Source organism: Streptomyces sp. LMG1-1-1.1 (genome assembly GCF_040815545.1).
In the GTDB taxonomy this organism is placed as follows: Bacteria; Actinomycetota; Actinomycetes; order Streptomycetales; family Streptomycetaceae; genus Streptomyces.
Window position 1 is genome coordinate 97,444 of the sequence record NZ_JBFPNH010000087.1, and the last position, 26,346, is coordinate 123,789.

The 26,346-nt window shown below is 72.4% G+C and carries 26 protein-coding genes and 1 pseudogene; 8 read left to right on the forward strand and 19 right to left on the reverse strand.

What is annotated here, in order from left to right:
- The first annotated feature begins 19 nt into the window (after positions 1 to 19).
- A complete protein-coding gene (locus MRBLMG1_RS35485) occupies positions 20 to 721 on the forward strand; it encodes a GntR family transcriptional regulator (RefSeq protein WP_367828278.1) in 702 nt (233 codons plus the stop codon).
- Positions 722 to 789: 68 nt separating this feature from the next.
- Here MRBLMG1_RS35485 and MRBLMG1_RS35490 read toward each other — a convergent pair whose 3' ends face one another.
- Entirely contained in the window at positions 790 to 1,923 is a 1,134-nt protein-coding gene (locus MRBLMG1_RS35490; protein ID WP_367828279.1) for a hypothetical protein, read from the reverse strand.
- Positions 1,920 to 2,852 carry a 5-dehydro-4-deoxyglucarate dehydratase gene (locus MRBLMG1_RS35495; protein ID WP_367828280.1) on the reverse strand — a complete coding sequence of 311 codons (933 nt, stop codon included), beginning with the start codon at positions 2,850 to 2,852 and terminating at the stop codon, positions 1,920 to 1,922. The genes MRBLMG1_RS35490 and MRBLMG1_RS35495 overlap by 4 nt, the downstream gene beginning before the upstream one ends.
- 229 nt (positions 2,853 to 3,081) lie before the next feature.
- On the opposite strand from MRBLMG1_RS35495, the gene MRBLMG1_RS35500 reads away from it, so the two are divergent.
- On the forward strand, positions 3,082 to 3,891 hold the full coding sequence (locus tag MRBLMG1_RS35500; RefSeq protein ID WP_367828281.1) for an NAD-dependent epimerase/dehydratase family protein: 810 nt from the start codon (positions 3,082 to 3,084) through the stop codon (positions 3,889 to 3,891).
- A gap of 377 nt (positions 3,892 to 4,268) precedes the next feature.
- On the opposite strand, the gene MRBLMG1_RS35505 is transcribed toward MRBLMG1_RS35500, so the two are convergent.
- Positions 4,269 to 5,264, reverse strand: coding sequence for an AraC family transcriptional regulator (locus MRBLMG1_RS35505; RefSeq protein ID WP_367828282.1), 996 nt, complete (start codon positions 5,262 to 5,264; stop codon positions 4,269 to 4,271).
- Positions 5,265 to 5,319: 55 nt separating this feature from the next.
- Here MRBLMG1_RS35505 and MRBLMG1_RS35510 point away from each other — a divergent pair, with 55 nt between their 5' ends.
- Positions 5,320 to 5,559, forward strand: coding sequence for a hypothetical protein (locus tag MRBLMG1_RS35510; RefSeq protein ID WP_367828283.1), 240 nt, complete (start codon positions 5,320 to 5,322; stop codon positions 5,557 to 5,559).
- 36 nt (positions 5,560 to 5,595) lie between these two features.
- The gene (locus MRBLMG1_RS35515; protein WP_367828284.1) at positions 5,596 to 6,825 is read left to right on the forward strand and encodes a TerD family protein; all 1,230 of its coding nucleotides are present in this window, start codon (positions 5,596 to 5,598) and stop codon (positions 6,823 to 6,825) included.
- Positions 6,826 to 6,895: 70 nt separating this feature from the next.
- Here MRBLMG1_RS35515 and MRBLMG1_RS35520 read toward each other — a convergent pair whose 3' ends face one another.
- The 4 genes and pseudogenes from MRBLMG1_RS35520 to MRBLMG1_RS35535 form a co-directional block, all read right to left on the reverse strand.
- Positions 6,896 to 7,915 (reverse strand): 1-aminocyclopropane-1-carboxylate deaminase, encoded by a 1,020-nt coding sequence (locus MRBLMG1_RS35520; RefSeq protein ID WP_367828285.1) that lies wholly within the window; start codon positions 7,913 to 7,915, stop codon positions 6,896 to 6,898.
- Positions 7,916 to 8,268: 353 nt separating this feature from the next.
- A pseudogene (locus MRBLMG1_RS35525) lies at positions 8,269 to 8,907 on the reverse strand (GntR family transcriptional regulator); the annotation flags it as partial.
- A gap of 63 nt (positions 8,908 to 8,970) precedes the next feature.
- Positions 8,971 to 10,401 (reverse strand): alkaline phosphatase PhoX, encoded by a 1,431-nt coding sequence (locus MRBLMG1_RS35530; RefSeq protein WP_367828287.1) that lies wholly within the window; start codon positions 10,399 to 10,401, stop codon positions 8,971 to 8,973.
- 321 nt (positions 10,402 to 10,722) lie between these two features.
- The gene (locus tag MRBLMG1_RS35535) at positions 10,723 to 12,177 is read right to left on the reverse strand and encodes a hypothetical protein (protein ID WP_367828288.1); all 1,455 of its coding nucleotides are present in this window, start codon (positions 12,175 to 12,177) and stop codon (positions 10,723 to 10,725) included.
- Positions 12,178 to 12,387: 210 nt separating this feature from the next.
- Here MRBLMG1_RS35535 and MRBLMG1_RS35540 point away from each other — a divergent pair, with 210 nt between their 5' ends.
- Positions 12,388 to 14,226 (forward strand): endonuclease/exonuclease/phosphatase family protein, encoded by a 1,839-nt coding sequence (locus tag MRBLMG1_RS35540; protein WP_367828289.1) that lies wholly within the window; start codon positions 12,388 to 12,390, stop codon positions 14,224 to 14,226.
- A 12-nt stretch (positions 14,227 to 14,238) separates the two neighbouring features.
- Here MRBLMG1_RS35540 and MRBLMG1_RS35545 read toward each other — a convergent pair whose 3' ends face one another.
- Positions 14,239 to 14,946, reverse strand: coding sequence for an antibiotic biosynthesis monooxygenase (locus MRBLMG1_RS35545; RefSeq protein ID WP_367828290.1), 708 nt, complete (start codon positions 14,944 to 14,946; stop codon positions 14,239 to 14,241).
- 114 nt (positions 14,947 to 15,060) lie between these two features.
- On the opposite strand from MRBLMG1_RS35545, the gene MRBLMG1_RS35550 reads away from it, so the two are divergent.
- Both MRBLMG1_RS35550 and dapA read left to right on the forward strand, forming a co-directional pair.
- Positions 15,061 to 15,504: a GNAT family N-acetyltransferase gene (locus MRBLMG1_RS35550; protein WP_367828291.1), complete on the forward strand. Its 444-nt coding sequence runs from the start codon at positions 15,061 to 15,063 to the stop codon at positions 15,502 to 15,504.
- A gap of 136 nt (positions 15,505 to 15,640) precedes the next feature.
- Entirely contained in the window at positions 15,641 to 16,525 is an 885-nt protein-coding gene (dapA, locus tag MRBLMG1_RS35555) for a 4-hydroxy-tetrahydrodipicolinate synthase (RefSeq protein ID WP_367828292.1), read from the forward strand.
- Between the two features lie 98 nt (positions 16,526 to 16,623).
- Here the strand turns inward: dapA and dapD are convergent, their stop codons facing one another.
- From dapD to MRBLMG1_RS35570, 3 genes are read right to left on the reverse strand one after another with little or no spacing between them, the layout of a single operon-like run.
- A complete protein-coding gene (dapD, locus tag MRBLMG1_RS35560) occupies positions 16,624 to 17,607 on the reverse strand; it encodes a 2,3,4,5-tetrahydropyridine-2,6-dicarboxylate N-succinyltransferase (RefSeq protein ID WP_367828293.1) in 984 nt (327 codons plus the stop codon).
- Between the two features lie 44 nt (positions 17,608 to 17,651).
- The gene (locus tag MRBLMG1_RS35565) at positions 17,652 to 18,254 is read right to left on the reverse strand and encodes a TetR/AcrR family transcriptional regulator (protein WP_367828294.1); all 603 of its coding nucleotides are present in this window, start codon (positions 18,252 to 18,254) and stop codon (positions 17,652 to 17,654) included.
- Positions 18,254 to 18,574 carry a DMT family transporter gene (locus MRBLMG1_RS35570; protein WP_367828295.1) on the reverse strand — a complete coding sequence of 107 codons (321 nt, stop codon included), beginning with the start codon at positions 18,572 to 18,574 and terminating at the stop codon, positions 18,254 to 18,256. Before MRBLMG1_RS35570 ends, MRBLMG1_RS35565 begins: the two co-directional genes overlap by 1 nt.
- A 63-nt stretch (positions 18,575 to 18,637) precedes the next feature.
- Between MRBLMG1_RS35570 and MRBLMG1_RS35575 the strand changes: the two genes are divergently transcribed.
- Complete coding sequence (locus MRBLMG1_RS35575) at positions 18,638 to 19,702, forward strand: oxidoreductase (RefSeq protein ID WP_367828296.1); 1,065 nt, start codon at positions 18,638 to 18,640, stop codon at positions 19,700 to 19,702.
- 84 nt (positions 19,703 to 19,786) lie between these two features.
- Here the strand turns inward: MRBLMG1_RS35575 and MRBLMG1_RS35580 are convergent, their stop codons facing one another.
- The 8 genes from MRBLMG1_RS35580 to MRBLMG1_RS35615 form a co-directional block, all read right to left on the reverse strand.
- A complete protein-coding gene (locus tag MRBLMG1_RS35580; RefSeq protein ID WP_367828297.1) occupies positions 19,787 to 20,125 on the reverse strand; it encodes a metal-sulfur cluster assembly factor in 339 nt (112 codons plus the stop codon).
- The gene (gene sufU / locus MRBLMG1_RS35585; protein WP_250768641.1) at positions 20,122 to 20,583 is read right to left on the reverse strand and encodes a Fe-S cluster assembly sulfur transfer protein SufU; all 462 of its coding nucleotides are present in this window, start codon (positions 20,581 to 20,583) and stop codon (positions 20,122 to 20,124) included. Before sufU ends, MRBLMG1_RS35580 begins: the two co-directional genes overlap by 4 nt.
- 10 nt (positions 20,584 to 20,593) lie before the next feature.
- A complete protein-coding gene (locus MRBLMG1_RS35590) occupies positions 20,594 to 21,862 on the reverse strand; it encodes a cysteine desulfurase (protein ID WP_362556873.1) in 1,269 nt (422 codons plus the stop codon).
- Entirely contained in the window at positions 21,859 to 22,626 is a 768-nt protein-coding gene (sufC, locus tag MRBLMG1_RS35595; RefSeq protein ID WP_367828298.1) for a Fe-S cluster assembly ATPase SufC, read from the reverse strand. Before sufC ends, MRBLMG1_RS35590 begins: the two co-directional genes overlap by 4 nt.
- 7 nt (positions 22,627 to 22,633) lie before the next feature.
- Positions 22,634 to 22,951 (reverse strand): bifunctional 3-phenylpropionate/cinnamic acid dioxygenase ferredoxin subunit, encoded by a 318-nt coding sequence (locus MRBLMG1_RS35600; RefSeq protein ID WP_017238624.1) that lies wholly within the window; start codon positions 22,949 to 22,951, stop codon positions 22,634 to 22,636.
- Positions 22,951 to 24,132, reverse strand: a complete 1,182-nt coding sequence (sufD, locus tag MRBLMG1_RS35605; protein ID WP_367828299.1) for a Fe-S cluster assembly protein SufD — start codon at positions 24,130 to 24,132, stop codon at positions 22,951 to 22,953. Before sufD ends, MRBLMG1_RS35600 begins: the two co-directional genes overlap by 1 nt.
- 63 nt (positions 24,133 to 24,195) lie before the next feature.
- Entirely contained in the window at positions 24,196 to 25,611 is a 1,416-nt protein-coding gene (gene sufB, locus MRBLMG1_RS35610) for a Fe-S cluster assembly protein SufB (RefSeq protein WP_367828300.1), read from the reverse strand.
- Positions 25,608 to 26,333, reverse strand: coding sequence for a helix-turn-helix transcriptional regulator (locus MRBLMG1_RS35615; RefSeq protein WP_367828301.1), 726 nt, complete (start codon positions 26,331 to 26,333; stop codon positions 25,608 to 25,610). Before MRBLMG1_RS35615 ends, sufB begins: the two co-directional genes overlap by 4 nt.
- Positions 26,334 to 26,346 lie beyond the last annotated feature (13 nt).

Consider the following 26,346-nt stretch of genomic DNA (forward strand, 5'->3'; position numbering starts at 1 on the left):
CCCGACTGGAGCCGTCCCCATGACCACGCCCCGCCCCGCCGCCGGCAGCTCCGCCCTCGGGGACAGCCACCCGTCCCTGCGCGAGCGCGTGTACGTGGAGCTGCGCGAGCGGATCATCGAGGCGGAGTACGCGGCGGGCACGCGCCTCGTGGAGCGGGAGATCGCCGAGGAGCTGCGGGTCTCCCGGGTGCCGGTGCGCGAGGCGATGCAGCGGCTCGAATCGGAGGGCTTCCTCTCGGTGCGGCCGCGCCGGGGCTCGGTGGTGGCGGACTTCGGCCCCCGCGACGCCGCCCACCTCTTCGACGTGCGGGAGAACCTGGAGGGCCTGGCCGCCCGCCTCGCCGCCCGGCACGCCACCCCCGCGCAACTCCGCGACCTGGAGGGCCTCCTGGCCCGCGCCCGGAAGGCGGCCGAGTCCGGACGCCTGCGCGAGGCGGTCTCCCTCAACGCGGACTTCCACCGGCGGATCGTCGAACTCTCCGGCAATCCGCTCCTGGTGGACCTCATGGCCCCGCTCGACTCCCGCCTGCGCCGCCTCTTCCGGCTCACCTCCGCCCAGTCCGACGGCGAACCGATGTGCGGGGCCCACGAGCGGCTCTACGCTGCGGTCCGCGACCGCGACGAGCACGGCGCCGAGACGCTCGCGCGCGCCCACGTCGCGGACACCCGAGCCTCGACGGAACGCCTGCTGGCGACGCTGGAGGAGCAGGACAGCGAATAGGGCCTGCTGTAGAAGCCGATCACCTGGCGGCGGTCGGCGATCGTCGCGGGGCCCTGGTCCGCCGGAGGCTAGCCGAGCTTCCGCAGCGCCGTGCGGACCGCGTGCAGGTCCTCGTCCGAGGCCAGCCCGGCGTGGTAGAGCCGTAGTTCGGTCGCGCCCGCGTCACGGGCCGCGCCGGCGTCGCGGGCGAGGTGTCCGGGCGCGCCGCCCATGCCGGTGACGACGGAGAGGTTGGCGGCGACGACGGTCTCCGGGCGGGCGTGGGCGGCGAAGGCGGCGACCTTCGGCGGGCGGGCGACGACGCCGTCCGCGAGCCCGAGGACGTGCGCCGGGTCGGTGCCGGCGTCGGCGCCGCAGCGGTACGGGTCGGGGTCGGCGTGCAGCAGGATCCGGAAGCCGGGCGGGGCGGCGGCCCGTACGGCGGCCACGGCGGCGTCCTGGAAGGTGCGGGCGGTCCCGGCGCGCCAGGCCAGGGCCGGGGCCTCCAGGGCGCCGAGGCCGCCGGCCGGGCCCGCACCGGCCCAGACGGGCGCGAGGGCCGCGCGCACGGCGGCCGCCAGCTCGTCGGGGTCGGCGCCCTCGTCCCCGTATCCCTGCCGGCAGGCGGGGCAGAAGCAGAGCGACATCAGGTACTGCTCCCGGTCGCCGAGGGCGATCCCGCCGGTCTTGTCGTGGGCGTGGAGGTGTGCGAGGCCGTACCAGCCGCAGGACTCCAGTTCGGTGCCGGCCGCGCCGGGCCGTACGGCGGCCTCGGCCGCCAGGTCGACGAGGAGCGCGTGGACGTCGGGGCGGGCGATACAGGGGGCCCAGGGGTACCGGTCGCCGTAGGCGTTGACGACGGAGGTCTCCGGATGCTCGGCGCCGAGGCGGGAGTTGTGCGCGAGGACGACCCAGCTGTGCACGTCGAGGCCGGTGCCGGCGAGGGCGTCGGCGGCCCGCCCGTACGCGTCGCCGGACGCCCACTCCCCCGCCGGGTACGGGCGCGGCGCGCGGCCGTTCCAGCGGTCGGGGTCCGGCGGGTAGAGCACGGCTGCGTACTCGGCGGTGACGATCCGGTGGGCGGGGTGCCGGGGGCTCAGCGCCCGGGTGGAGTGGTAGGCGGCGGCGAGGGTGACCTGGGCGAGGCCGAGTCCGGCGAGGAGGGCGGGCGCGGCGGGGTCGCCGTCGACGTCCCAGGGGTAGAGGAAGGCGCCCGCCCTCACGCTCCGGCCTCCTTGAGGAGGGCCCGGCCGCGCTCGACGAGGAGGGCGAGTTCCCGGAGGTGTCCGGGTGCGGGCTCGCTCAGCGGCGGCCGTACCTCGCCGACGTCCAGGCCGCCCATGCGCACCGCCGCCTTGACGAGCGAGACGGCGTAGCCGCGTCCCTGGTCGCGGAGTTCGACGAGCGGCCGGTAGAAGCCGTCGACGAGCAGGTCGACGGTGGCGTCGTCGCCGTCGGCGAGGGCGCGGTGGAAGGCGAGGGCGAGGTCGGGGGCGAAGCAGAAGACGGCGGAGGAGTAGAGGGTGACGCCGATGGCGCGGTAGGCGGCGCCGGTGAGTTCGGCGGTCGGCAGGCCGTTGAAGTACAGCAGGTCGAGGCCTTCGGCGCGGACGGCGCTGACGATCCGCTGCATGAGGCCGAGGTCGCCGTGGCCGTCCTTGAGGCCGATGACGCCGTCGGTGCGGGCGAGTGCGACGGCGGTGGCGGGGGTGAGGATCGCGTTGTCCCGCTGGTAGACGATGACGTCGAGCGGGGTGGCGGCGGCGAGTTCGGTGTAATGGCGGAGCAGTCCGGCCTGGTCGGCGACGACGAGGTACGGGGGCATGGCGAGGAGTCCGTCCGCGCCCGCCTCCTCGGCGAGGCGCGCGTAGCGGATGGCGAGCGCGGTGCCGTAGCCGGTGCCGGCGACGACCGGGACGCGGCCGGCCGCCTCCTCGACGGCGGCGGCGACGCAGTCCCGGAACTCCTCTGGGGTGAGGGCGTGGAACTCTCCGGTGCCGCAGCAGGCGAACACGGCCGCGGCGCCCGCGTCGACCCCGGCGCGGACGTGGGCGCGGAAGGCGTCGAGGTCGACGGAGCCGTCCGGCGCGAAGGCGGTGACGGGGAAGAAGAGCAGGCCGTCGAGCCGGCCGGCGAGCGGGGCAGTGGTCACGGGCGCTCCCAGGGAAGTCCGTTGCACACAGACACGCTGTGCACAGTTATGACTGTCATCCATATTCTTGAACGATGCCGTGACGCACGCTAGATCAGCCAGGAACAAGGGTCAAGGAGAAAGCCCGCCGCATCACGGACCCTTGACGCTCCGTCGGACCGCTCCCTAGCGTGTCCATGGTTGTGAACGACACTCAGCCGCATGGCACTCGACGGAGGAGACCCGCTCCATGTCCGTACCCCGCACCGTCCTGCTCACCGGCGCCGCCGGGGGCGTCGGCACGCTGATGCGGGAGCTGCTGCCCCCGTACGGCTACGACCTCCGCCTCCTGGACGCCGTCCCGGTGCCAGGGGAACCGGACGCGATCGTCGCCGACCTCGCGGACCGCGCGGCGCTGCGCGAGGCGGTCCGGGGCGTCGACGCGGTCGTGCACCTCGCGGGCATCTCCCTGGAGGCCGACTTCGACAGGATCATGGCCGCCAACATCGCCGGCACCCACCACCTCTACGAGGCCGCCCGCGAGGAGGGCGTCCGGCGCGTGGTCTTCGCCTCCAGCAACCACGCCGTCGGCTTCACCCGGCGTCCCCGCGAGGGCGAACCCCTGGTCCCGGTGGACACCCCGCACCGCCCCGACACCTTCTACGGCCTCTCCAAGTGCTTCGGCGAGGACCTGGCCCAGCTCTACTGGGACCTGCACGGCGTGGAGACGGTCTCCGTCCGCATCGGCTCCTGCTTCCCCGAGCCCACCTCCGTGCGGATGCTCTCGATGTGGCTCAGCCCCGCCGACTGCGCCCGCCTCCTGCACGCCGCGCTCACCGCCCCGGACGTGGCCCACACCGTCGTGTACGGCTCCTCCGCCAACACGCGCGCGTGGTGGGACCTCACCACGGCCCGCGCGCTCGGCTTCGAACCGCGGGACGACTCGGAGGCGTACGCGGAGAAGCTCGTCGCCGACAAGGGCGTCCCACCGGAGGGCAGCGCCGACGACCTCTACCTGGGCGGCCACTTCTGCGTCGACCCGCCCCGCTGGCCGCACTGAGCGACCGGGGGCGAGTCCACCGGGCGCGTACCGGGGGGACGGGGGTGCGGTGGTACGCAGGACCCGGCCGGACTGATACGGGGGAGCCGGCCGGGGCCCGGGTCACGGCGCGCGCTGGCAGACCGGACCTCCTCACCGTAGGCCTGGACGAAGATCATCGCGAGCCGCGGAACGCGGCCCCTGTCCGGAATGCGCGACGAGTCGACGCACGGAGGCGAGCACCCGGCGCACGCCCGGCGCACGTCACGCCCCCGACCCCGCCCCGCGCACGCCCGGGGCCCGACCCGAACTCTGGCTTGAAACCCCGGCTCCGGCCCCCGACCCCGGTCGGAACCCCGACCCCGGCCGGGGACCACGGGCCAGCCGGCCGCCCGCAGTCAGCCGGCGGCCCGCAGCGTCCGGGACGGCGACTCCCCGAACTTCTCCCGGTAGCGCGCCGCGAACCGCCCCTGGTGGGCGAAACCCCAGCGCCAGGCCACCTCGCTCACGCTCACCTCGTCCGGGGCCGCCGCCCGCAGCTCCTCCCGCACCCGGTCGAGGCGCACCTCCCGCACGTACGCCATCGGCGACATCCCCACGTACTCGCGGAAGGACTCCTGGAGGCGCCGCACGCTCACCCGGGACAGCGCCGCGAGCTCGGTGCTGGTGAAGGGGTGCTCGGGGCGCTCCCGCACCGCGTCCATCGCCCGCTTCACCGGCGCCGGACGGCGCGGCTCCGCCGGGTGGGCGAGGACCTCGCGCCAGGGATGGTCGGCGGCCAGGAGCAGCCCGTTCAGCAGGGCCTCCTGCAAGGGCCGGGCCACCAGTTCGTGCCGGGCGAGCCCGTCCCCGGCGAGCGCCTCCGCCGCGACCTGCCGGGCGAAGCGCACCCAGCTCAGACCGGGGCCGCGCGTGATGTCCAGGCGGGGCGCGAAGGCGAGCGGGCCGCCCGGCGGACGGCCGGTCAGCTGCGCCAGCCGGTCGCGCAGCGCGGCCGCCCCCACCTTCACCGACAACGTCCGGCAGTCGCCGCTCCAGCGGTCGAGGTACGTGTCCCCCGCCGGATCGAGCAGCAGCGCCTCGGCCGGCGTCGCGACGATCGCGGAACCGCCGCCCTGGCGCATCTCCATCGTCCCGCTCAACGGCGCGTTCAGGTGGTAGGCGCCGAGCTCGCCGAAGCTCATCCGCACGTCGGCGCCGCAGCTCAGGTCGCCGATGACCAGCGGCCCGAGCACGACGGTGTCGAAGCGGGCCGCGAAAGGCCGCCGCTCCCCGTCGACCACGTCCATCCGGTTCGCGTAGTAGCGGGCGTCCAGCTCCACACGCGCCTCGTCCACGTCCCCCGTACGGAACGAACTCCCACCCACCGCACCCGCGGCCCCCACTGCACCCATGGACCGAAAGAATATTCATATGACGGATCTGACCGGGAACGGCAGGATGCGCGGCATGCCACGACCTCAGGGATTCACGTACGAGCAGCGCCGGGACGGCACGGTCGTCCTCACCCACCAGGGGCGCGCCGCCGGCGTGCTGCGCGGCGGGCGCGCCGAGAAGTTCCTCGCGGAGGTCGAGTCCGGCGACGCCCAGCTGGTCATGGCCCGCTGGACGGGCGCGTACCGCTTCGGCAACGAACGGCAGGCCAGGAACCACCCGCGTAACCAGAGTGGCCGAACCGCGCGCGGGTAAGGGAACGGCAAAGGGACCCGGATCGTTAGCCCTGGCATGACCGCTATGACCCCCGGCTCGAACATCCCTCTCACCGCCGCGCGCGTGGCGGTGGACGTCGCCGCCCCGGTGCGGCTCGACGTCTCGGGCCTGCTGCTCGGCGCCAACGGCAAGGTCCGCTCGGACGACGACTTCATCTTCTACAACCAGCCCGCCGGGCCCGGCGTCACCTACCGCTCCGGCGGCGGGACCGCGCCCGACGCCATCGTGGTGGACACCGGCGCCCTCCCGGCCGGCATCGAGCGGATCGTCGTCACGGCGAGCCCCGACGCCACCGGCCAGACCTTCCAGGGCATCGAGCCCACGGCGACCCTGCGCAATGCGGACGACGGCAGCGTCCTCGCCACCTTCACGCCGCCGCAGCTGGCCACCGAGACGGCCCTGGTGGTCGTCGAGATCTACCTGCGCAACGGCGCGTGGAAGGCCCGCGCCGTGGGCCAGGGGTACGCGAACGGCCTGGCCGGCATCGCGACCGACTTCGGCGTCTCGGTGGACGAGGAGCCGGCCGCCGCCCCGGCACCGGCCGCCGTCGCACCGCCGGTCCCGCCCGCGCCGCCGGCCGCCCCGGTGGACCCGCGGATCGCCGCCCCGCCGGCGCCGCCCGCTCCCCCGGCCGCGCCCGCCGCGCCCGCCGCCCCCGTCTCCACCGGCAAGATCAACCTCGACAAGGGGCGGGTCAGCCTCCAGAAGAACCAGACGGTGTCCCTGGTCAAGGGCGGCCGCCCGCTGCTGTCCCAGGTCAAGATGGGACTCGGCTGGGAGCCCGCCTACCGGGGCAAGGACATCGACCTGGACGCCTCCGTCATCGCGTACGGCCCGCAGCGCAACCACCTGGACAGCTGCTACTTCGGCAAGCTGTCCATCCTGGGCGGCTCGGTGAAGCACTCCGGCGACAACCTCACCGGCGAGGGCGCGGGCGACGACGAGGTCATCGTCGTCGACCTGGGCCGTCTGCCCGCCGACGCCACCGGCCTGGTCTTCACGGTCAACTCCTTCTCCGGGCAGAAGTTCACCGAGGTCGCCAAGGCCTACTGCCGGCTGATCGACGCGGCGACCGGCGAGGAGCTGGTCCGCTTCGACCTCACCACCGCCGAGCCGCAGACCGGCGTCATGATGGCCAAGCTGATCAAGCAGTTCTCCGGCGAGTGGGAGATGACGGCGATCGGCGAGTTCGTGAAGTCCCGTACCGTCCGCGGCATGGTGCAGCCGGCCGCCCAGGCGCTCTGAGCGACCGGCCCGGGCGCTCCGCCGGGTCCCGTCAGGCGCCGCGGGCCAGGCGGGCCTTTCCCGACAGGACCTAGGAGAACAGGGCGCTGTAGGCGTTGAGGGCGGGCTGGCCGCCGAGGTGGGCGTAGAGCACGGTCGAGTCCCGGCCGATCTCCCCCCGGTCCACCAGGTCGACCAGACCCGCCATCGACTTCCCCTCGTAGACGGGGTCCGTGACCATGCCCTCGGTGCGGGCGGCGAGCCGCATCGCGTCGAGGGTGGCCTCGTCCGGGATGCCGTACACCCCGCCGTGGTAGCGCTCGTCCAGCTCGACGTCGGCCGCCGTCACCGCGCGCTCGACGCCGATGAGGGCGGCGGTGTCCCGGGCGATCCGGGTGATCTGCTCATGGGTCGGGCCGGGCTTCGCGGAGGCGTCGACGCCGATGATCCGGCGGGGCCGGCCGCCCTCCTCGGCGAGCGCGGCGAAGCCCGCCACCATGCCGGCCTGGGTGGAGCCGGTCACCGAGCAGACGACGACCGTGTCGAAGAAGACGCCGAGCGCGCGCTCCTGCTCGGCCACCTCGTACGCCCAGTTCGCGAAGCCGAGGCCGCCGAGCGGGTGGTCGGAGGCGCCGGCCGGGATCGCGTACGGCTTCCCGCCGCCTTCCTCGACCTCCCGCAGCGCCTGCTCCCAGCTCTCCTTGAAACCGATGCCGAAACCGGCCTTCACCAGGCGCACGTCCGCGCCGGCCAGGCGGCTGATGAGGATGTTGCCGACCTTGTCGTAGACCGCGTCGGGCCAGTCGACCCAGCTCTCCTGGACGAGGACGCACTTCAGGCCGGCCCGCGCGGCGACGGCCGCGACCTGGCGGGTGTGGTTGGACTGGACGCCGCCGATGGAGACGAGGGTGTCGCAGCCCTGCGCGAGGGCGTCGGCGACCAGGTACTCCAGCTTGCGCGTCTTGTTCCCGCCGTACGCCACACCCGAGTTGCAGTCCTCGCGCTTGGCCCACAGCGTGGCGCCCCCGAGGTGGTGCGTCAGCCGTTCCAGGGGATGGACCGGCGAGGGCCCGAAGAGGAGCGGGTAGCGGTCGAAATCGGTGATCGGCAAGGCGGCTCCCGGTGGGTGACGGCGACGGATCGGCGGTCCGGGACGCGCTACGGACGTCCGGACGGTACGGGCGGCCCGTCGGGCCGGGGCCCCACGACGGGTCCCTCGGCCGGCCCCACGACGGCCTCGGGTCCCACGACGGGCTCGGGGCTCTCGCCGGGCTCGGGGCTCTCGGCGGGCGGCGCCGGGCGCTCGGCGGGCGCAAAGCCCTCGGCAGCCGGCGCGGGGCGCTCGGCAGCCGGCGCGGGGCTCGCCGTCGGGTCCGGGCTCACGGCCGCCGGTGGGACGGGGACGGCGGCGGGGACGGGGGCGGGGGCGGGGATGCCGGTGACCTCGGCGACCTCGATGGCGTCGTCGGCGAGCTGTTCGAGGGCCGCCCAGATCTCCGTGGTGACCCGGACCGCCTCCTCCGTGTCCCCGGCGGCGCACGCCTCGATGAGCCGGGCGTGGAGTTCGGCCGAACCGCAGCTTCCGGCGTCGCCGAAGAGCCTCCGCTCGACGCGGCGGATGAGCGGGGTGTACCGCGCGATCGTGGCGGCCGCGGCGTGGTTGCCGCTGGCGACGACGAGGACCTCGTGCAGCTCGTCGTCGGCGCTCAGGGCGGCCTCCACGTCGGAGACGCGGACGGCGGCGGCGAAGCGCTCGTTGGCCTCGCGCATGGCCCGGATGCCCTCGGGGCCGAGGAGCGGTACGCCGGTCCTGGCGGCGAGTTCGTGCATGACCCGCACCACCGAGGCGGCGTCCCGGACGACCCGGCTGACCGGCCGGGTGACGCGGGTGTAGCTCTGCGGCTTGGACTCGACGAGCCCCTCGTCGCCGAGCCGGGCCAGGGCCTCGCGCACGGGTGCGCGCGAGAGCCCGAGCCGTTCGGCGAGATCGGCGTCCTTGAGCGGGGCGCCGGGCGCGAGTTCGCCGCGCACGATGGCCTCGCGCAGCGCCTCGTACGCCCGGTCACGCAGCAGGGTCCGGCCCACGGGCCGCAGTGCGTCCATGGGCTGACATGTTAGATGTCAGCCCATGGCACTGACCAGGGATCGGTTTCGGCCCTGGGGTGTTCAGCCGCGGGGCTGGCGGCGCCAGGGGCCGGTGATCGCCACCATGATGCCCGGGTCCTGGATGTTGGCGAACAGCGTGTCACCGTCGGGCGAGAAGGTCACACCCGTGAACTCGCTGTCGTTGAGGTCGTTCCGGGCGATCGGGTACGTCCGGCCGGAGTCCGTGGCGCCGAAGAGGTGCTGGACGCCCTCGCCGTCCTCGGCGATGACGAGCCCGCCGTAGGGCGAGACCGTGATGTTGTCGGGACCGTCGAAGGCGCCGTCCTCGCCGGGGGTCGCGTTCACCCCGAGCAGCACCTTGAGGGTGAGGGTGCGGCGCTTGGGGTCGTAGAACCAGACCTGGCCGTCGTGCGCGGCGCCCGGGCTCTCCTCGCGCGCGTAGGAGGAGACGACGTAGGTGCCGCCGTCCGCCCACCACATGCCCTCCAGCTTGCGGGCGCGGGTGACCTGGCCGTCCGTGAACTGCTTGCGGACCGGGGTGGTGCGGCCGTCGCGGTCGGGGACGTCGACCCAGTCCACGCCGTAGACGGTGCCGATCCGGGTGGCGCGGGAGAGGTCGTCCACGAACCGGCCCGCGGAGTCGGTGCACTTGAAGGCCTGGAGCACACCGGCGTCGTCGGCGAGGGTACGGAGCTTCCCGCGGCCGTGCTCGAAGTCCTGCGGCGGCACCCAGCGGAAGAGCAGCCCGTTGGGGCCGGAAGCGTCCTCGGTGAGGTAGGCGTGGCCGCGCTTGGGGTCGACGACGACGGCCTCGTGGGCGTAGCGGCCGAAGGCCTTGACCGGCTTCGGGTCGAGGTTGGCGCGGCGGTCGCGCGGGTCGACCTCGAAGATGTAGCCGTGGTCCTTGGTCATGCCGTTCTTGCCGGCCAGGTCCTCGGTCTCCTCGCCGGTCAGCCAGGTGCCCCAGGCGGTGCGGCCGCCCGCGCAGTTGGTGGAGGTGCCGGCGACGCCGACCCACTCGGCGACGGTGCCGTCGCGGTGCACCTCGACGACCGTGCAGCCGCCGGCCGCGGCCGGGTCGTAGACGAGGCCCTCGGCGAGCGGCACGGGGTGGGCCCACTTGGCGCGGGGGCCCTTGAGCTCGTGGTTGTTGACCAGGTACGTGGTGCCGCGCGGGCCGGCGAAGGCGGCCGTGCCGTCGTGGTTGGACGGGGTGAACTCACCGCTCTCCAGCCGGGTCACGCCGCTGTGGGTGACGACGCGGTACGAGAAGCCGGCGGGCAGGGCGAGTACGCCCTCGGGGTCGGCTTCGAGCGGCCCGTATCCGAGCGCGTGCCCGTGGCCGTGACCGTGGCCGGCACCGTGCGCCTCCGGCTCGTCGGAGGCGAGCGCCTCGGGCGCGGTGGCGAGAGCCCCGACGACACCGGTGAGGGCGAGGCCCGCGCCGGCGGCGGCGGACTGCTTGGTGAACTCTCTGCGGTTGAGGGGCATGGCGTGGCGTCTCCCTGTGGTGGCCTGATCTCGCGGGCCACCCTTGCGCGCCCCGGCGAACGGCGGCTGAACGCCACGGGAACACCGGCCGCGCGCCTCACCCCACGGGAGCACCCGTCGATCGCCTCACCCCGCGGGAGCACCCCTCGGTCGTCTCACCCCACGGGAACACCGGCCGCGCCTCCCGCGGCGGGTGCCGGGTGCGGGTGCTTGCCGGGTCCGGGTGCCGGGTGCCGGGTGCCGGGTGCCGGGTGCCGGGTGCTTGCCGGGTGCCGGGTGCCGGGTGCGCGACGGTCCCGCCGCCGCGCACCCGGCACCGCGTCAGGAGCCGGACCGCGAGCGGGCCTTGAAGGCGGCCTTGCGGGCGTCCTTGGCGACCGCCTTGTCCCGGTGCAGGCGCCCCATCGCCTCCAGGACCTCCGCGGTCGCCGGGTGCTCGACCCGCCAGGCGGCCTCGAAGAAGCCGCTGTGGCGCCCGGTCAGCCCCTCGATCAGCTCCTGGAGCTCCTCCAGGTCGCCGTCGGCGCCGAGCTGGGCCGCGATCGTGTCGATGGCCAGCCAGAAGATCATCGTCTCGGAGGGCGCGGGCACGTCCGTCGCGCCCCGCTCGGCGAGCCAGACCCGTGCGAGGCCGCCGAGTTCCGGGTCGTCGAGCACCTCCCGCACCGCGGGCTCCGCCTCGGCGCCCACGAGGGAGAGCGTCTGCTGGCAGTGCAGGCGGCGGAGCGGGGAGCCCGCGTCCGCGCCCCGGGCGGCGGCGAGCAGTTCGCGGGCCGCGGTGAGCGCGTCGCGGCCGTTCAGCCAGGCGGCGGTCTCCTCGCGGGCAGCGCCCTCCGGGTAGCCGGCGATTCCGTCGAGGAGCGCGTCGGCGCCCTTCCCGGCCAGGTCGCCGACGGCGGGCGCGTCCACCCCGGCCTCCAGCATGCGGGCCCGGACGCCGTACAGGCCGAGCGGGGTGAGCCGCACCATGCCGTACCGGGAGACGTCCTCGTCGTCGACCGGCGGGGCGGGCTCCTCGCCCTCCTCGGCCATCAGGGCCTCGTCGACGGGCTGGTACTCGACGAGCCCGATCGGCTCCAGGAGCCGGAACTGCTCGTCGAGCCGCATCATCGCGTCGGAGACCTGCTCCAGGACGTCGTCGGTCGGTTCGCCCATGTCGTCGGGGACGACCATGGACGCGGCGAGCGCGGGCAGCGGCACCGGGCCCTCCCCGGCCCCGCCCTCGCTGACGGTCAGCAGGTAGAGGTTGCCGAGGACGCCCTCAAGGAAGTCGGCCTCCACCTCGGGGTCCCAGTCCAGCGCCTCGAAGTCGATCTCGCCGTCCTCGCCGACGATCGCGTCCAGGTCGTCGAGGACGGGGGCGACGGCGTCGGCGAAGACCGCGTCGAAGCCGTCCAGCCAGAGCGCGAGGACGTCCTGCGGCGAACCGCCCGTGACGAGCGCCAGGTTCTCGCCGGCGGCGGCGCGCCCGGCGGCCGCCCCCTCCGCGTCCTCCTCGCCGTCCTCGACGTCGACGAGACCGGTGTCGACCGCGAGCCGCCAGGCGTCACCGGCCAGGATCCCGGCGTCCTCCTCGCCGGTGAGGCCCAGGACCTCGACGGCCTCGGGGAGCTGCTCGTCGAGGAGTTCGCCGCCGGCGTCGACCCGGGTGTCGGGCCCGGCCCAGCGGGCGAGCCGTACCGCCTGGACGAGGAGGGGGGCGGCCAGGGCGTCCCGCGCCAGCTCCGCGTCCGCACGGAGCCGAACGGGGGGAAGGGTGGGGTGCTCCGCTGACATCTGGGGGGTCTCCTCGACACGTGCGTGGGTGAAGGCGAATGGGCTCAAAGAGCGGTCCTCAGCGTAGACGCATCCGGGGTGCCGTCCGCCGGTTCACGGATCCGTCAGCCTTCGTACACCCGTCGACTCTTGACAAGTCCACCGCTCTCGCAAGAGATTGACGCGCGTAGATCTTTATGCCGATCGTCCAAGCACCCTCGGAGTCCTCTGATGTCTTCCTCCATACCGAGATCCGCCGCGGTCTCCGCCGTCGTCGCCGCCGCCCTCGCCGCCGGTCTGCTCGCGAGCTCGGCGAGCGCCGCCGCCGAGGACGCCGCCGCCGGCGTCCGCATCCACGACATCCAGGGCACGACGCGCGTCTCGCCTCTCGTCGGCAAGCCGGTCACGGGCGTCACGGGCATCGTCACCGGCGTCCGCACCTACGGCTCGCGCGGCTTCTGGATCCAGGACCCCGAGGCCGACGCGGACCCGGCGACCAGTGAGGGCGTCTTCGTCTTCACCAGCTCCGTCCCGACCGTCGCCGTCGGCGACGCGGTCAGCGTGAACGGCACGGTCACGGAGTACGTCCCCGGCGGCCTGACGTCCGGGAACCAGTCGCTGACCCAGATCTCCAAGCCGGTCGTCACGGTCGTCTCGAAGGGCAACGCCGTCCCGGCCCCCGTCACGATCTCGCCCTGGTCGGTCCCCGACGAGTACACCCCCGAGGGCGACCCGGCCGCGGGCGGCTCGATCAACGGCCTGACGCTCGACCCCGAGACGTACGCCCTGGACTACTACGAGTCCCTGGAGGGCACCAACGTCCGGATCGGCTCCTCGCGGGTGGTCGGCGCCACCGACGCGTACGCGGAGCTCTGGGTGACGGTGAAGCCCTGGGAGAACGACAACCGGCGCGGCGGCACCGTCTACGGCTCGTACGAGTCGCAGAACACCGGTCGGCTCCAGATCCAGTCGCTGACCCCGCTCGCCCAGCAGCCGTTCCCCAAGGCGAACGTCGGCGACCGGCTGACCGGCACCACCGAGGGCCCGCTCGACTTCAACCAGTTCGGCGGATACACGCTGACGGCCCGCACCCTGGGCACGGTCGTCGACGAGGGCCTGGAGCGCGAGTCCACGGACAAGCAGCACAAGAACGAGCTGGCCGTGGCGACGTACAACGTCGAGAACCTCGACCCGACCGACCCGCAGGAGAAGTTCGACGCGCTCGCCAAGGCGGTCGTCGACAACCTGGCCTCGCCCGACATCGTCGCCCTGGAGGAGATCCAGGACAACAACGGCGCCAAGAACGACGGCACGGTCGCCGCCGACCTGACGGTGAAGAAGTTCACCGACGCGATCGTGGCGGCCGGCGGCCCGGCGTACGAGTGGCGCTCGGTCGACCCGCAGAACGGCAAGGACGGCGGCGAGCCCGGCGGCAACATCCGTCAGGTCTTCCTCTTCAACCCCGAGCGGGTCTCCTTCACGGACCGCGCGGGCGGCGACGCGACCACCGCCACCGCCGTGACGGGCACCAAGGGCCGCGCCGCGCTGACCCTCTCCCCCGGCCGCATCGACCCGGCGAACGCCGCCTGGGAGGCCAGCCGCAAGCCGCTCGCGGGCGAGTTCGTCTTCCGCGGCCGTACGGTCTTCGTGATCGCCAACCACTTCGGTTCGAAGGGCGGCGACGAGTCCATCGTCTCGCACCACCAGCCGCCGAACCGTTCCTCCGAGGCGAAGCGACTCCTCCAGGCGCAGGCCGTCAACGCCTTCGTGAAGGACATCGTCGCGGTGGAGAAGCAGGCGGACGTCCTCGTCGTCGGCGACATCAACGACTTCGAGTTCTCCGGGACGACGCAGGCGCTGACCGACGGCGGCGCGCTGTACCCGGCCGTGACGTCGCTGCCCCTCAGCGAGCGCTACTCGTACGTCTACCAGGGCAACAGCCAGGTCCTCGACCAGATCCTGACGAGCCCGGGCGTGCACCACTTCGAGTACGACAGCGTGCACATCAACGCCGAGTTCGCCGACCAGGACAGCGACCACGACCCGCAGGTCCTGCGCTTCCGTCCCTGACGGCCCGACCGGTCACACGCCCGCGCTCAGACTGAGCGCGGGCGTGTACCGCGCGACCCGGCCGCCCACGAGTCCCGGGTACTCGTGCACCCGCCTCCAGGCCTCGCTCTGCCGGGCGTCGTCCGCGAGCCAGTCCAGATGCGCCTGCTCGCTCTCCCACTCTGCGTAGTTCAGGACCCGCCCGCCGTCGGTGGACAGATGGAAGTGGGCGCTGAGCCCGCCGTACGCCGGCCGCGCCACCGCGTCCTCCTCCAGAGCGCTGAACACGCTGTCCACCCACTCCTCCCGGCGCCCCTCGCCGGCCCCTTCGAAGTCGCCCTCGACGACCACGACGATCCCGGGCGGCTCCCCCGCGCCCGTCCCGCCGGCGGAACGGTGGACCGGCGCGTAGCGGCGGAGCTCCACCCGCTCGATGCCGGGCACGGCGGCGTCGATCTCGGCGTTCCGGTCGTCGCGGTAGGTGCGGACGAAGTCGTCGTAGGCCTGCTGCTCGGTCCACTGCGAGTAGTGCAGCAGCGTGTCCCCGTCGGTCCCGACGGCGACGCTGTACGACAGCAGGCCGAGGTCCGGCCACTCGCGGCTCTCCCAGGCGGTCCTGACGGCCTCGACGGCCGCGCGCTGGCGCTCGGGCGTGCCGACCCGCCAGGTGCTGACCAGGACGGCGCCGACTCCGGGGCGGTGGAGGTCGGGACGTGCGTCGGGGTGTGCGACGGCGTTCATACGGACGTTCTCCTTCGACGGGTTTCGCTCGGTCCGGCTCGGTCCGGCACGATCCACCGTCCTCCCTCAACCGCGCTTGAGGTCAACCGGCTTCGCCGTGCGAGACTGCGCGCCGTGATCCTTCGCCCCGCCACGCGCGCCGAACTGCCCGCCGTCCTCGCCCTGCTGGCCGACGAGGAGAAGGTGGTGGACCCCGGCTCGGTCGTCGTCACGCCCGCGTACGAACGCGCCTTCGCCGACATCGCGGGCGACCCGCGCAACGAGATGCTGGTCCTCGTGGACGGCGGTCTCGTCCTGGGCTGCCTCCAGGCCACGTACATCCCTGGTCTCGGCAAGGGCGGCGCCGAGCGGGCCCTGATCGAGGCGGTCCGGATCAGGGCCGACCGGCGCGGCGGCGGTCTCGGCCGGGAGCTGATGGAGCGGGCCGTGGCGCGTGCGAGGGAGCGCGGCTGCGCGCTCGTCCAGCTGACCAGCGACAAGCGGCGGACGGACGCCCACCGCTTCTACGCCTCCCTGGGCTTCGCCCCCAGCCACGACGGCTTCAAACGAGTGCTCTAGGCGGTGTCTTGGATCAGGCCGGATCAGCGAGCTCCTTGGCCCGGGCTTCGTCGGCGACATCCGTTCAGTAGTGCTTACTCCTCGAACCAAGAAGGTCTAAGTGGACCTCCATGGCCGGTGTGCCCAGACTTGTCAGATGACTCCTGCACGTCCTTTCGGCCGCGCCCTCTGCGCGATGATCACCCCGTTCGCCCCCTCCGGCGCGCTCGACCTCGACGCCGCGGCCGGGCTGGCCGTCCGGCTCGTCGCGGAGGGCTGCGACGGGCTGGTCCTCAACGGGACCACCGGCGAGTCCCCGACCACGAGCGACGCGGAGAAGACCGCGCTGGTGCGGGCCGTCCGGGCGGCGGTCGGCCCCGGCCCTTCGGTCGTCGCGGGCGTCGGCACCTCCGACACCCGGCACACGGTCGAACTGGCCCGGCAGGCCGAACGGGCCGGGGCGGACGGGCTGCTCGTCGTCACCCCTTACTACAGCCGCCCGCCCCAGGCGGCGGTCGAGGCGCACTTCCTGAAGGTCGCGGACGCGACCGGCCTGCCGGTGATGGTCTACGACATCCCCGGCCGCACCGGTACCCGCGTCGAGCCCGCGACGATGCTCCGGCTCGCCGCGCACCCGCGGATCGTGGCGGTGAAGGACTGCGCGTACGACCTGCTCGGCTCGGCCCGGGTGATCGCGGAGGGCGGGCTCGCGTACTACTCGGGCTCCGAGGAGCTCAACCTGCCGTTGTACGCGGTCGGCGGCGCGGGCTACGTCAGCACGGTGGCGAACGTGGCGCCGCGTCAGCTGCGGGCGGTGATCGACGCCTTCGACGCGGGCGACACCGCCGGGGCGGCCCGGCTCAACGCCCGCCTCCTGCCGCTCGCCGAGCTGATGATGAACGCGGGCCTGCCGGGCACGGTCACCGCCAAGGCGCTGCTCGGCGGCCCGGTGCGGGAACCGCTGCAGCCCGCCGACCGGGAGGCGGTCGACGGGCTGCGGGCGGTGTACGAGTCACTGGTTCAGGCGGAGTCGGTGGTGTAGGTCCTGCCGACTTCGTCCTCATGTCGACTCGTCGCCTTGTCCGCGTGCAGTGATTCCGCGTCGTGCCTGACGGCCTCGTCGACGCAGGGTCACCTGCGTCAGTTGTGGCTGTGGAGGATCTCGTTCAGGCCGCCCCAGACCGCGTTGTTCGGGCGGGCCTCGACGGCGCCGGTGACCGAGTTGCGGCGGAAGAGGATGTTCGAGCCGCCGGAGAGCTCGCGGGCCTTGACGATCTGGCCGTCGGGCATGCTGACCCGGGTGCCGGCGGTGACGTACAGACCGGCCTCGACGACGCACTCGTCGCCGAGCGCGATGCCGACGCCCGCCTCGGCGCCGATCAGGCAGCGCTCGCCGATCGAGATGACGACGTTGCCGCCGCCCGAGAGGGTGCCCATGGTGGAGGCGCCGCCGCCGATGTCGGAGCCGTTGCCGACGACGACGCCGGCGGAGATCCGGCCCTCGACCATGGAGGTGCCGAGGGTGCCGGCGTTGAAGTTGACGAAGCCCTCGTGCATGACGGTGGTGCCGGCGGCGAGGTGGGCGCCGAGGCGGACGCGGTCGGCGTCGGCGATGCGGACGCCGGCGGGCACGACGTAGTCGGTCATGCGCGGGAACTTGTCGATCGAGGTCACCTGGAGGTGCAGGCCCTCGGCGCGGGCGTTGAGGCGCACCTTCTCGATGTCGTCGACGGCGACCGGGCCGAGCGAGGTCCAGGCGACGTTGGCCAGCAGGCCGAAGACGCCGTCCAGGCTCTGGCCGTGCGGCTTGACCAGGCGGTGGCTGAGCAGGTGCAGACGCAGGTACGCGTCGTGGGCGTCGAGCGGCTTGTCGTCGAGCGAGGCGATCACGGTGCGGACGGCGACCACCTCGACGCCCCGGCGGGCGTCCACGCCGAGGGCCTTGGCGGCGCCCTCGCCGAGGGCGTTGACGGCCTCGTCGGGGGTGAGCCGCCCGGTGCCGGCGGGGCCGGGCGCGTCGGTCAGCTCGGGAGCGGGGAACCAGGTGTCGAGAACGGTGCCGTCGCCGGAGATGGTGGCGAGGCCGGCGGCGACGGCGCCGGTGGTGCGAGGAGCAGTGGTCATGACGGAAAACCTAACCGGCGGGCCCCCGCCCGGGCCAACCGGTCTCAGGTGTCGGTCGAGCGTGTAGGGGGTTCCGACGAACCTCCCGGGACGTCTTTCGGGTCTTCGTTCAGGACCCGTGCCAGCATCTCGCGCGCGAAGGCCTCGTCGTACGCGCCGTCGGTGAGCAGCACTTGGAGGCCGATGCCGTCCATGAGCGCGACGACGGCGCGGGCGGTGACCGGGTCGGTGCGCGGGGCCAGGGCCGCGGCGACGCCATCGGCCCATTCGGCGGCGACCGGGCGCAGCGCGGGTCGGCGGAGCGCGGCGAGGTAGAGCTCGTATTCCAGCTCCACGCGCGCGCGTTCGTCGCCCAGCCACTCGCCGAGGAGCCGGGCGAGGGCGGCGGCGAGGTCGCCGTCCGCACCGGCGATGCCGGGGCTCTCCCGCAGCAGCCGCCCGAAGCCCTCGTTGGCCTTGCGCAGTGCGGCGACGAGGAGTTCGTCGAGGGAGCCGAAGTGGTACGTGGTGGAGCCGAGCGGCACGTCGGCCTCGGCGGCCACCGTGCGGTGGCTCAGACCGGCGAGGCCGGACCGTCCGGCGACCCGGAGGGCCGCGTCCACGATCCGCTCGCGCCGCTCGGGGTCGTACCGCCGCGTGCGGGCCATCAGTGCGCCCCGCCGAGGTTGAGGACGGCGACCCCGGCGATGATGAGGACGAGTCCGGCGATCTTGGCGGGGTTGAGGCTCTCGCCGAGGAAGAGGAAGCCGATGGCGGCGACGGCGGCGGTGCCGACGCCGGACCAGATGGCGTACGCGGTGCCGACCTGGAGCGTCTTGAGCGCCTGCGCCAGGAGTGCGAAGGCGATCACGTAGCCCGCGCAGGTGACCAGCGAGGGCCAGAGTCTGGTGAAGCCGTCGCTGTACTTCATCGAGGTGGTGGCGAGGATCTCCGCCACGATGGCACCCGCCAGCAGTCCGTAGCCCATGTGTACGAGCGTACCCAACGCTGTGTACGGCCGTACGCAACGCGCACCGATACGGTGTCCCGCATGACGTATCCCCCAGGTCCGCCCTACGGCTACGGTTACCCGCCGCCGCCACCCCCGCCGAAGCCCGGCGTGATACCCCTGGCGCCGCTCTCCTTCGGCGCCATCCTGTCCGGAGCCTTCGCCGCCTTCGGCCGCCACTGGAAGCAGCTGCTCGGCGTGACCGGGGCCGTCTACGGCGCCGCGCTGGTCGTCGTCGGGGCGGCGCTGGGCATCGCGTACGCCGCCGTCGGCGACCTCTTCCCCGCCGTGTTCGACCTGCCGGCGGGTGAGGAACCGCGGTGGGACGACGTCCGCCCGCTGATCGTCGCCTTCGTCTGCGTCTGGCTCGCCGCCCTGCTCGCGATGGTCTGCGCCAACGCGGTGGTGGCGGCCGCCTGTCCGGCCGTGCTCCAGGAGGCGGTCCTCGGCCGCCCCACCACCTTCGGCCGGATCTGGCGCCGCGCCTGGGCCCGGATGCCCGCCGTCCTCGGCACGGTCCTGCTGACGAGCGCGGCCGTGCTGATCCCGCTGGCGCTCGTCGTCGTGGCCTTCGTCGCGACGGTCGCCGCGATGCTCGTGGCCGCGGACGAATCCACCGGCACCCCGGTGACCGGCCTGCTGCTCGTGCCCCTGGTCGCGATCGGCGCGGCCCTGCTCATCACCCCGTTCGCGCTCTGGATCTGGGTGAAGTTCAGCCTCGCCCCCGCGGCGGCGGTGATGGAGGGTCAGGGCGCCATCGCCTCGATGCGCCGCTCCTCGCACCTGGTCCGCGGCTTCTGGTGGCGGACCTTCGGCTGCCTGCTCGCCATCAGCGCGATGGCCAACATCGCGAGCTGGCTGATCCAGCAGCTGCTCTCCCTGCTGATCACGGGCCCCATGGCGGCCGTCGACTTCTCCGGCGACGACCCCGGCGCCCTCATCGCCGCCTTCGCCGTCCTCTTCGGCTTCCTCGCCGTCGGCCAGCTCGTCAGCCAGGGAATCGTCTCGCTCTTCCCCCCGCTCGTCGCCGGACTGCTCTACGTCGACCAGCGCATCCGCAAGGAGAACCTGGCCCCGGAACTCGCCCGGGCGGCCGGTCTCCTCTAGAAACGGTCTCCGGACAGGGAAGCGGTCTCCGGACACGCGAAACGGCCGCGCCCCGAAGGGCACGGCCGTTCACCCGCGAACGGGTCAGACGTTGAAGCCGAGCGCGCGCAGCTGCTCGCGACCGTCGTCCGTGATCTTGTCCGGGCCCCACGGGGGCATCCAGACCCAGTTGATCTTCAGCTCGTTGACGATGCCGTCCGTCGCGGACTTCGCCTGGTCCTCGATCACATCGGTCAGCGGGCAGGCCGCCGACGTCAGGGTCATGTCCAGCGTCGCGATGTTCGACTCGTCGATGTGGATGCCGTAGATCAGGCCCAGGTTGACGACGTCGATGCCCAGCTCGGGGTCGACGACGTCGTACAGCGCCTCGCGGACTTCTTCCTCGGAGGCCGGCTTCATCGTGGCCTCGGCGTTCTCGGTCATGCCGACTTCCTCTCCGCGTCGCCCAGCGCCTGGGCGGTCGCGTCCTTCCACGCCATCCAGCTGAGCAGCGCGCACTTCACACGGGCCGGGTACTTGGAGACTCCGGCGAACGCGACCGCGTCCTCCAGGATCTCCTCCATCGCGTCGTCGGGCTCGATCTGGCCCTTGGACTGCATCAGCTCCAGGAACGTGCCCTGGATCCGCTGCGCCTCCGCCAGCTCCTTGCCGACGAGCAGCTCGTTGAGGACGGACGCCGAGGCCTGGCTGATCGAGCAGCCCTGGCCCTCGTACGACACGTCCTCGATGCGCGAGCCGTCGTACTTCACGCGGAGCGTGATCTCGTCGCCGCACGTCGGGTTGACGTGGTGCACCTCGGCGTCGCCGTCCCGAAGACCGCGCCCGTGCGGGTGCTTGTAGTGGTCCAGGATGACGTCCTGGTACATCGAATCCAGCTTCACGAGCCGTCCCCTAGCCGAAGAAGTTCCGTACGTGCTCCAGACCCTCGACCAGGGCGTCGACCTCGGCCGGAGTGGAGTACAGGTAGAACGACGCCCGCGTGGTCGCAGGAATTCCGTACCGCAGGCAGACCGGCCGCGCGCAGTGGTGGCCGACCCGGACCGCGATGCCCTGCTCGTCGAGGACCTGGCCCACGTCGTGCGGGTGGATGTCGCCCAGCGTGAAGGAGATCGCCGCACCGCGGTCCTCGGCCGTGGTGGGGCCGATGATCCGCAGGTCCGGAACCTCCTGGAGGCGCCGGACGGCGTACTCGGTGATCGCGTGCTCGTGGCGCGCGATGTTCTCCATGCCGATCGCCGACAGGTAGTCCACGGCCGCGCCGAGGCCGACGGCCTGCGCGATCGGGGGCGTACCCGCCTCGAACTTGTGCGGCGCCGGAGCGTACGTCGAGGAGTGCATCGAGACGGTCTCGATCATCTCGCCACCGCCGAGGAAGGGCGGGAGGTCCTCCAGGAGCTCCTGCCGTCCCCACAGCACGCCGATGCCGGTCGGGCCGCACATCTTGTGGCCGGTGAAGGCCACGAAGTCGGCCTGGAGCGCCTGCACGTCCAGGACCATGTGCGGGGCCGCCTGGGAGGCGTCGATGCAGACGAGCGCACCGACCTCCTGGGCGCGGCGGATGATCGTCTCCACCGGGTTGACCGTGCCCAGCAGGTTCGAGACCAGCGTGAACGAGACGATCTTGGTCTTCTCGGTGATGACCTCTTCGATGTTCGAGAGGTCGAGACGGCCGTCGTCGGTGAGGCCGAACCACTTCAGCTTCGCGCCCGTGCGCTGCGAGAGCAGCTGCCACGGCACGATGTTGGAGTGGTGCTCCATCTCCGTGATGGCGATCTCGGTCTCGTGGTCCACGCGGTAGGGCTCGTCGGCCCAGCCCAGCATGTTGGCCACGAGGTTGAGCGACTCCGAGGCGTTCTTGGTGAAGATCACCTCGTCGCGGCTCGGCGCGTTGATGAAGGCCGCGACCTTGTCACGGGCGCCTTCGTACAGCGCCGTCGCCTCCTCGGCGACCGTGTAGACGCCGCGGTGGACGTTGGCGTTGTGACGCTCGTAGTACGTGTTGAGCGCGTCGAGGACCTGCCGCGGCTTCTGCGAGGTCGCCGCGGAGTCGAGGTACACGATCTTCTTGCCGTCGTGGACCACGCGATCCAGGAGCGGGAAGTCCTTGCGGATCGCCTCGGTGTCGAGGAGGCCGGAGAGCCCCAGATGGGCAGATGTCACGCGGATGCGCCACCCTTCGTGCTGTAGGCCTCGTAGCCCTCGTTCTCGAGCTTGTCGGCGAGCTCGGCGCCGCCGGACTCGACGATGCGGCCACCGGAGAAGACGTGCACGAAGTCGGGCTTGATGTAGCGGAGGATCCGCGTGTAGTGCGTGATCAGCAGGGTGCCGACCTCACCGGTCTCGCGGACGCGGTTGACACCCTCGGAGACCTGGCGGAGCGCGTCGACGTCCAGGCCGGAGTCGGTCTCGTCGAGGATCGCGATCTTCGGCTTGAGGAGCTCCAGCTGGAGGATCTCGTGGCGCTTCTTCTCACCGCCGGAGAAGCCCTCGTTGACGTTGCGCTCGGCGAAGGCCGGGTCCATCTGGAGCTGCTCCATCGCGGACTTGACCTCCTTCACCCAGGTGCGCAGCTTGGGGGCCTCGCCGCGGATCGCGGTGGCGGAGGTGCGCAGGAAGTTGGAGACCGAGACGCCGGGGACCTCGACCGGGTACTGCATGGCCAGGAAGACGCCGGCGCGGGCGCGCTCGTCGACCGACATCTCCAGGACGTCCTCACCGTCGAGGGTGACGGTGCCGCCGGTGACCGTGTACTTCGGGTGGCCGGCCAGCGAGTACGCCAGGGTCGACTTGCCGGAGCCGTTGGGGCCCATGACGGCGTGGGTCTCGCCCTGCTTGATGGTCAGGTCGACGCCCTTGAGGATCTCGCGGGGGCCGTTCTCCGCCTCGACGGAGACGTGCAGGTCGTGGATTTCAAGCGTAGCCATGGGTGACTCAGGACTCCTGGGTGACGGAGACGAGCACATCGTCCCCTTCGATCTGTACGGGGTATACGGGGACGGGGCGCGTCGCGGGAAGGCCGGAGGGCTTGCCGGTGCGCAGGTCGAAGCTCGACCCGTGCAGCCAGCACTCGATGGCGCAGTCCTCGACTTCGCCCTCCGAGAGGGAGACGTTCGCGTGCGAGCAGATGTCGTTGATCGCGAACACCTCGCCCTCGGTGTGCACGAGGGAGATCGGCGTGCCGTCGACCTCGACCCGCTTCGGGGTGTCGGCCTCCAGCTCGCTCAGCGCGCAGACTCGGACGAAGGCCATCAGACGGAGGCCCCCAGCTCGGCCTCGATCTTGGCGATGAGGCGCTCCTGGACGTCCGGCAGACCGATCTGCTGGACCAGCTCGGCGAAGAAGCCGCGGACGACGAGGCGGCGGGCCTCGGTCTCCGGGATGCCGCGGGCCATCAGGTAGAAGAGCTGCTCGTCGTCGAAGCGGCCGGTGGCCGAGGCGTGACCGGCGCCGGCGATCTCGCCGGTCTCGATCTCCAGGTTCGGCACGGAGTCGACCCGGGCGCCGTCCGTGAGGACCAGGTTCCGGTTGAGCTCGTACGTGTCGGTGCCCTCGGCGGCGGCCTGGATGAGTACGTCGCCGATCCAGACGGCGTGCGCGTCCTGGCCCTGCAGCGCGCCCTTGTAGGCCACGTTGGACTTGCAGTGCGGGGTGTTGTGGTCCACCAGGAGGCGGTGCTCCTGGTGCTGCCCGGCGTCGGTGAAGTACAGACCGAAGAGCTCGGCCTCGCCGCCCGGAGCCGCGTAGGAGACGCGCGGGTGGATGCGGACGACGTCGCCGCCGAAGGTGACGACGACGGACTTGAAGGACGCGTCGCGGCCGACCAGCGCGTTGTGCTGGGCGACGTGGACGGCGTTCTCGTCCCAGTCCTGGACGGAGACGACGGTCAGCTTCGCGCCGTCGCCGAGGACGTAGTCGACGTTGGCGGCGAGGACGGCGTCGCCGGTGTGGTCGATGACCACGACGGCCTCGGCGAAGGCGCCGAGCTCGATCACCTGGTGGCCGAAGGCGACCCCGCCGACGCCGTGCACCGCGATGCGGATCGGCTCGGTGAGGACGGCCTCCTTGGCGACGGTGACGACCGAGGCCTTCTCGAAGGACGTGTACGCCTGGGCGGCGACGCGGTCGACGGGCGTGCCGGCCTTGCCGAGCCGCTCGTCGTCGCGGCCGACGGTCTCCACGGTGACGCCCTCGGGGGCCTCGATCTCGACCTTGACGCCCTCGCCGGAGGCGACCGCGGTGCCGTCGTGGAGGCCGCGCAGGCGCGCCAGCGGCGTGAAGCGCCACTCCTCTTCACGGCCGTGCGGGACGGGGAAGTCCGCGACATCGAAGGACGGGGGCGCGCTCATGCGCGTGGCGACGGTGGACTCTGCGGCCACCGCGATCGAGCCCGCGGTGGTCGAGCCCGCGGGGATGTTCTGAGCCTCAGCCATGGCTGTCGTGTTGCTCTCTTCCTGCGTAAAAGAAATCAGTCGCTGCGTGGGTGGGGCGGGCTCTTAGCCGACCGCGCCTTCCATCTGCAGCTCGATCAGCCGGTTGAGCTCCAGGGCGTACTCCATCGGCAGCTCCTTGGCGATCGGCTCGACGAAGCCTCGAACGATCATCGCCATCGCCTCGAACTCGGTGAGGCCGCGGCTCATGAGGTAGAAGAGCTGGTCCTCGGAGACCTTGGAGACGGTGGCCTCGTGGCCCATGGAGACGTCGTCCTCGCGCACGTCCACGTAGGGGTACGTGTCCGAGCGGGAGATGGTGTCGACGAGCAGCGCGTCGCAGAGCACGTTGGACTTGGCGCCGGGGGCACCCTCGCCGATCTCGATGAGACCGCGGTAGGAGGTGCGGCCGCCGCCTCGCGCCACCGACTTGGAGACGATGTTGGAGGAGGTGTTCGGGGCCATGTGGACCATCTTGGCGCCGGCGTCCTGGTGCTGGCCCTCGCCCGCGAAGGCGATGGAGAGGGTCTCGCCCTTGGCGTGCTCGCCCATCAGGTAGACGGCCGGGTACTTCATGGTGACCTTGGAGCCGATGTTGCCGTCGACCCACTCCATGGTGGCGCCCTCGTAGGCGACGGCGCGCTTGGTCACCAGGTTGTAGACGTTGTTCGACCAGTTCTGGATGGTCGTGTAGCGGCAGCGGCCGCCCTTCTTGACGATGATCTCGACCACGGCGCTGTGCAGCGAGTCCGAGGAGTAGATCGGGGCGGTGCAGCCCTCGACGTAGTGGACGTAGGCGTCCTCGTCGACGATGATCAGCGTCCGCTCGAACTGGCCCATGTTCTCCGTGTTGATGCGGAAGTAGGCCTGGAGCGGGATCTCGACGTGCACGCCCTTCGGCACGTAGATGAACGAGCCGCCGGACCAGACGGCGGTGTTCAGGGAGGCGAACTTGTTGTCGCCGACCGGGATGACGGTGCCGAAGTACTCGCGGAAGAGTTCCTCGTGCTCCTTCAGCGCGGTGTCGGTGTCGACGAAGATGACGCCCTGCTCCTCCAGGTCCTCGCGGATCTGGTGGTAGACGACCTCGGACTCGTACTGGGCCGCGACACCGGCGACGAGGCGCTGCTTCTCCGCCTCCGGGATGCCGAGCTTGTCGTACGTGTTCTTGATGTCCTCCGGCAGGTCCTCCCAGGACTCGGCCTGCTTCTCGGTGGACCGCACGAAGTACTTGATGTTGTCGAAGTCGATGCCGGAGAGGTCCGAGCCCCAGGTCGGCATGGGCTTCTTGCCGAAGAGCCGCAGACCCTTGAGACGGAGCTTCAGCATCCACTCGGGCTCGTTCTTCTTGGAGGAGATGTCGCGGACGACGTCCTCGTTGAGTCCGCGCTTGGCGGTGGCACCGGCCGCGTCGGAGTCGGCCCAGCCGTACTCGTACCGACCCAGGCCCTCGAGCTCGGGGTGGCTGATCTCGGTGGTCATGCGGGGTTCCTCCCGGCCGTGCTGACAGATGGTGATGCGGTGGTCTGTGGGGCGCCGTGCGGGATGAACGTGGTGCAGACGCCGTCACCATGCGCGATGGTGGCCAGACGCTGGACGTGCGTTCCCAGGAGGCGGGAGAAGAATTCCGTCTCCGCCTCACACAGCTGGGGATACTGCTCGGCGACGTGGGCGACCGGGCAGTGGTGCTGGCAGAGCTGCTCGCCGACCGGCGCGTTCCGCGCAGTGGCAGCGTACCCGTCCGCACTCAGGGCCTTGGCGAGCGCCTCGGTCCGCTGCGCCGGCTCGGCCGATTCGACGGCCTCGCGGTAGGCGCCCGCCTGGGCCTCGATCCGGTCGCGGGCGAAGGCCGCGACGGCCGCCTCCCCTCCGGCGTTGCGCTCGATCCAGCGGAGCGCCTCGACGGCGAGGGAGTCGTACGACTGGTCGAAGGCGTCGCGGCCACCGTCGGTGAGCGCGAAGACCTTCGCCGGGCGACCGCGGGCGCGGGTCCCGTAGACCCGCTTCTCCCGGGCTTCGACGACGTTCTCGGCGACCAGCGAGTCGAGGTGGCGACGGACGGCGGCCTGGGTGAGGCGGAGCCGCTCGGCCAGATCGGCGACGGTCGAGGGACCGTGGTCCAGGATCGACCGCGCGACCCGGTTGCGCGTCGAACGCTCTCGGGTCGCGAGTTCCTCCACCGGAGCCGCGCCAACGTTTTTCACAACGCCATTGTTG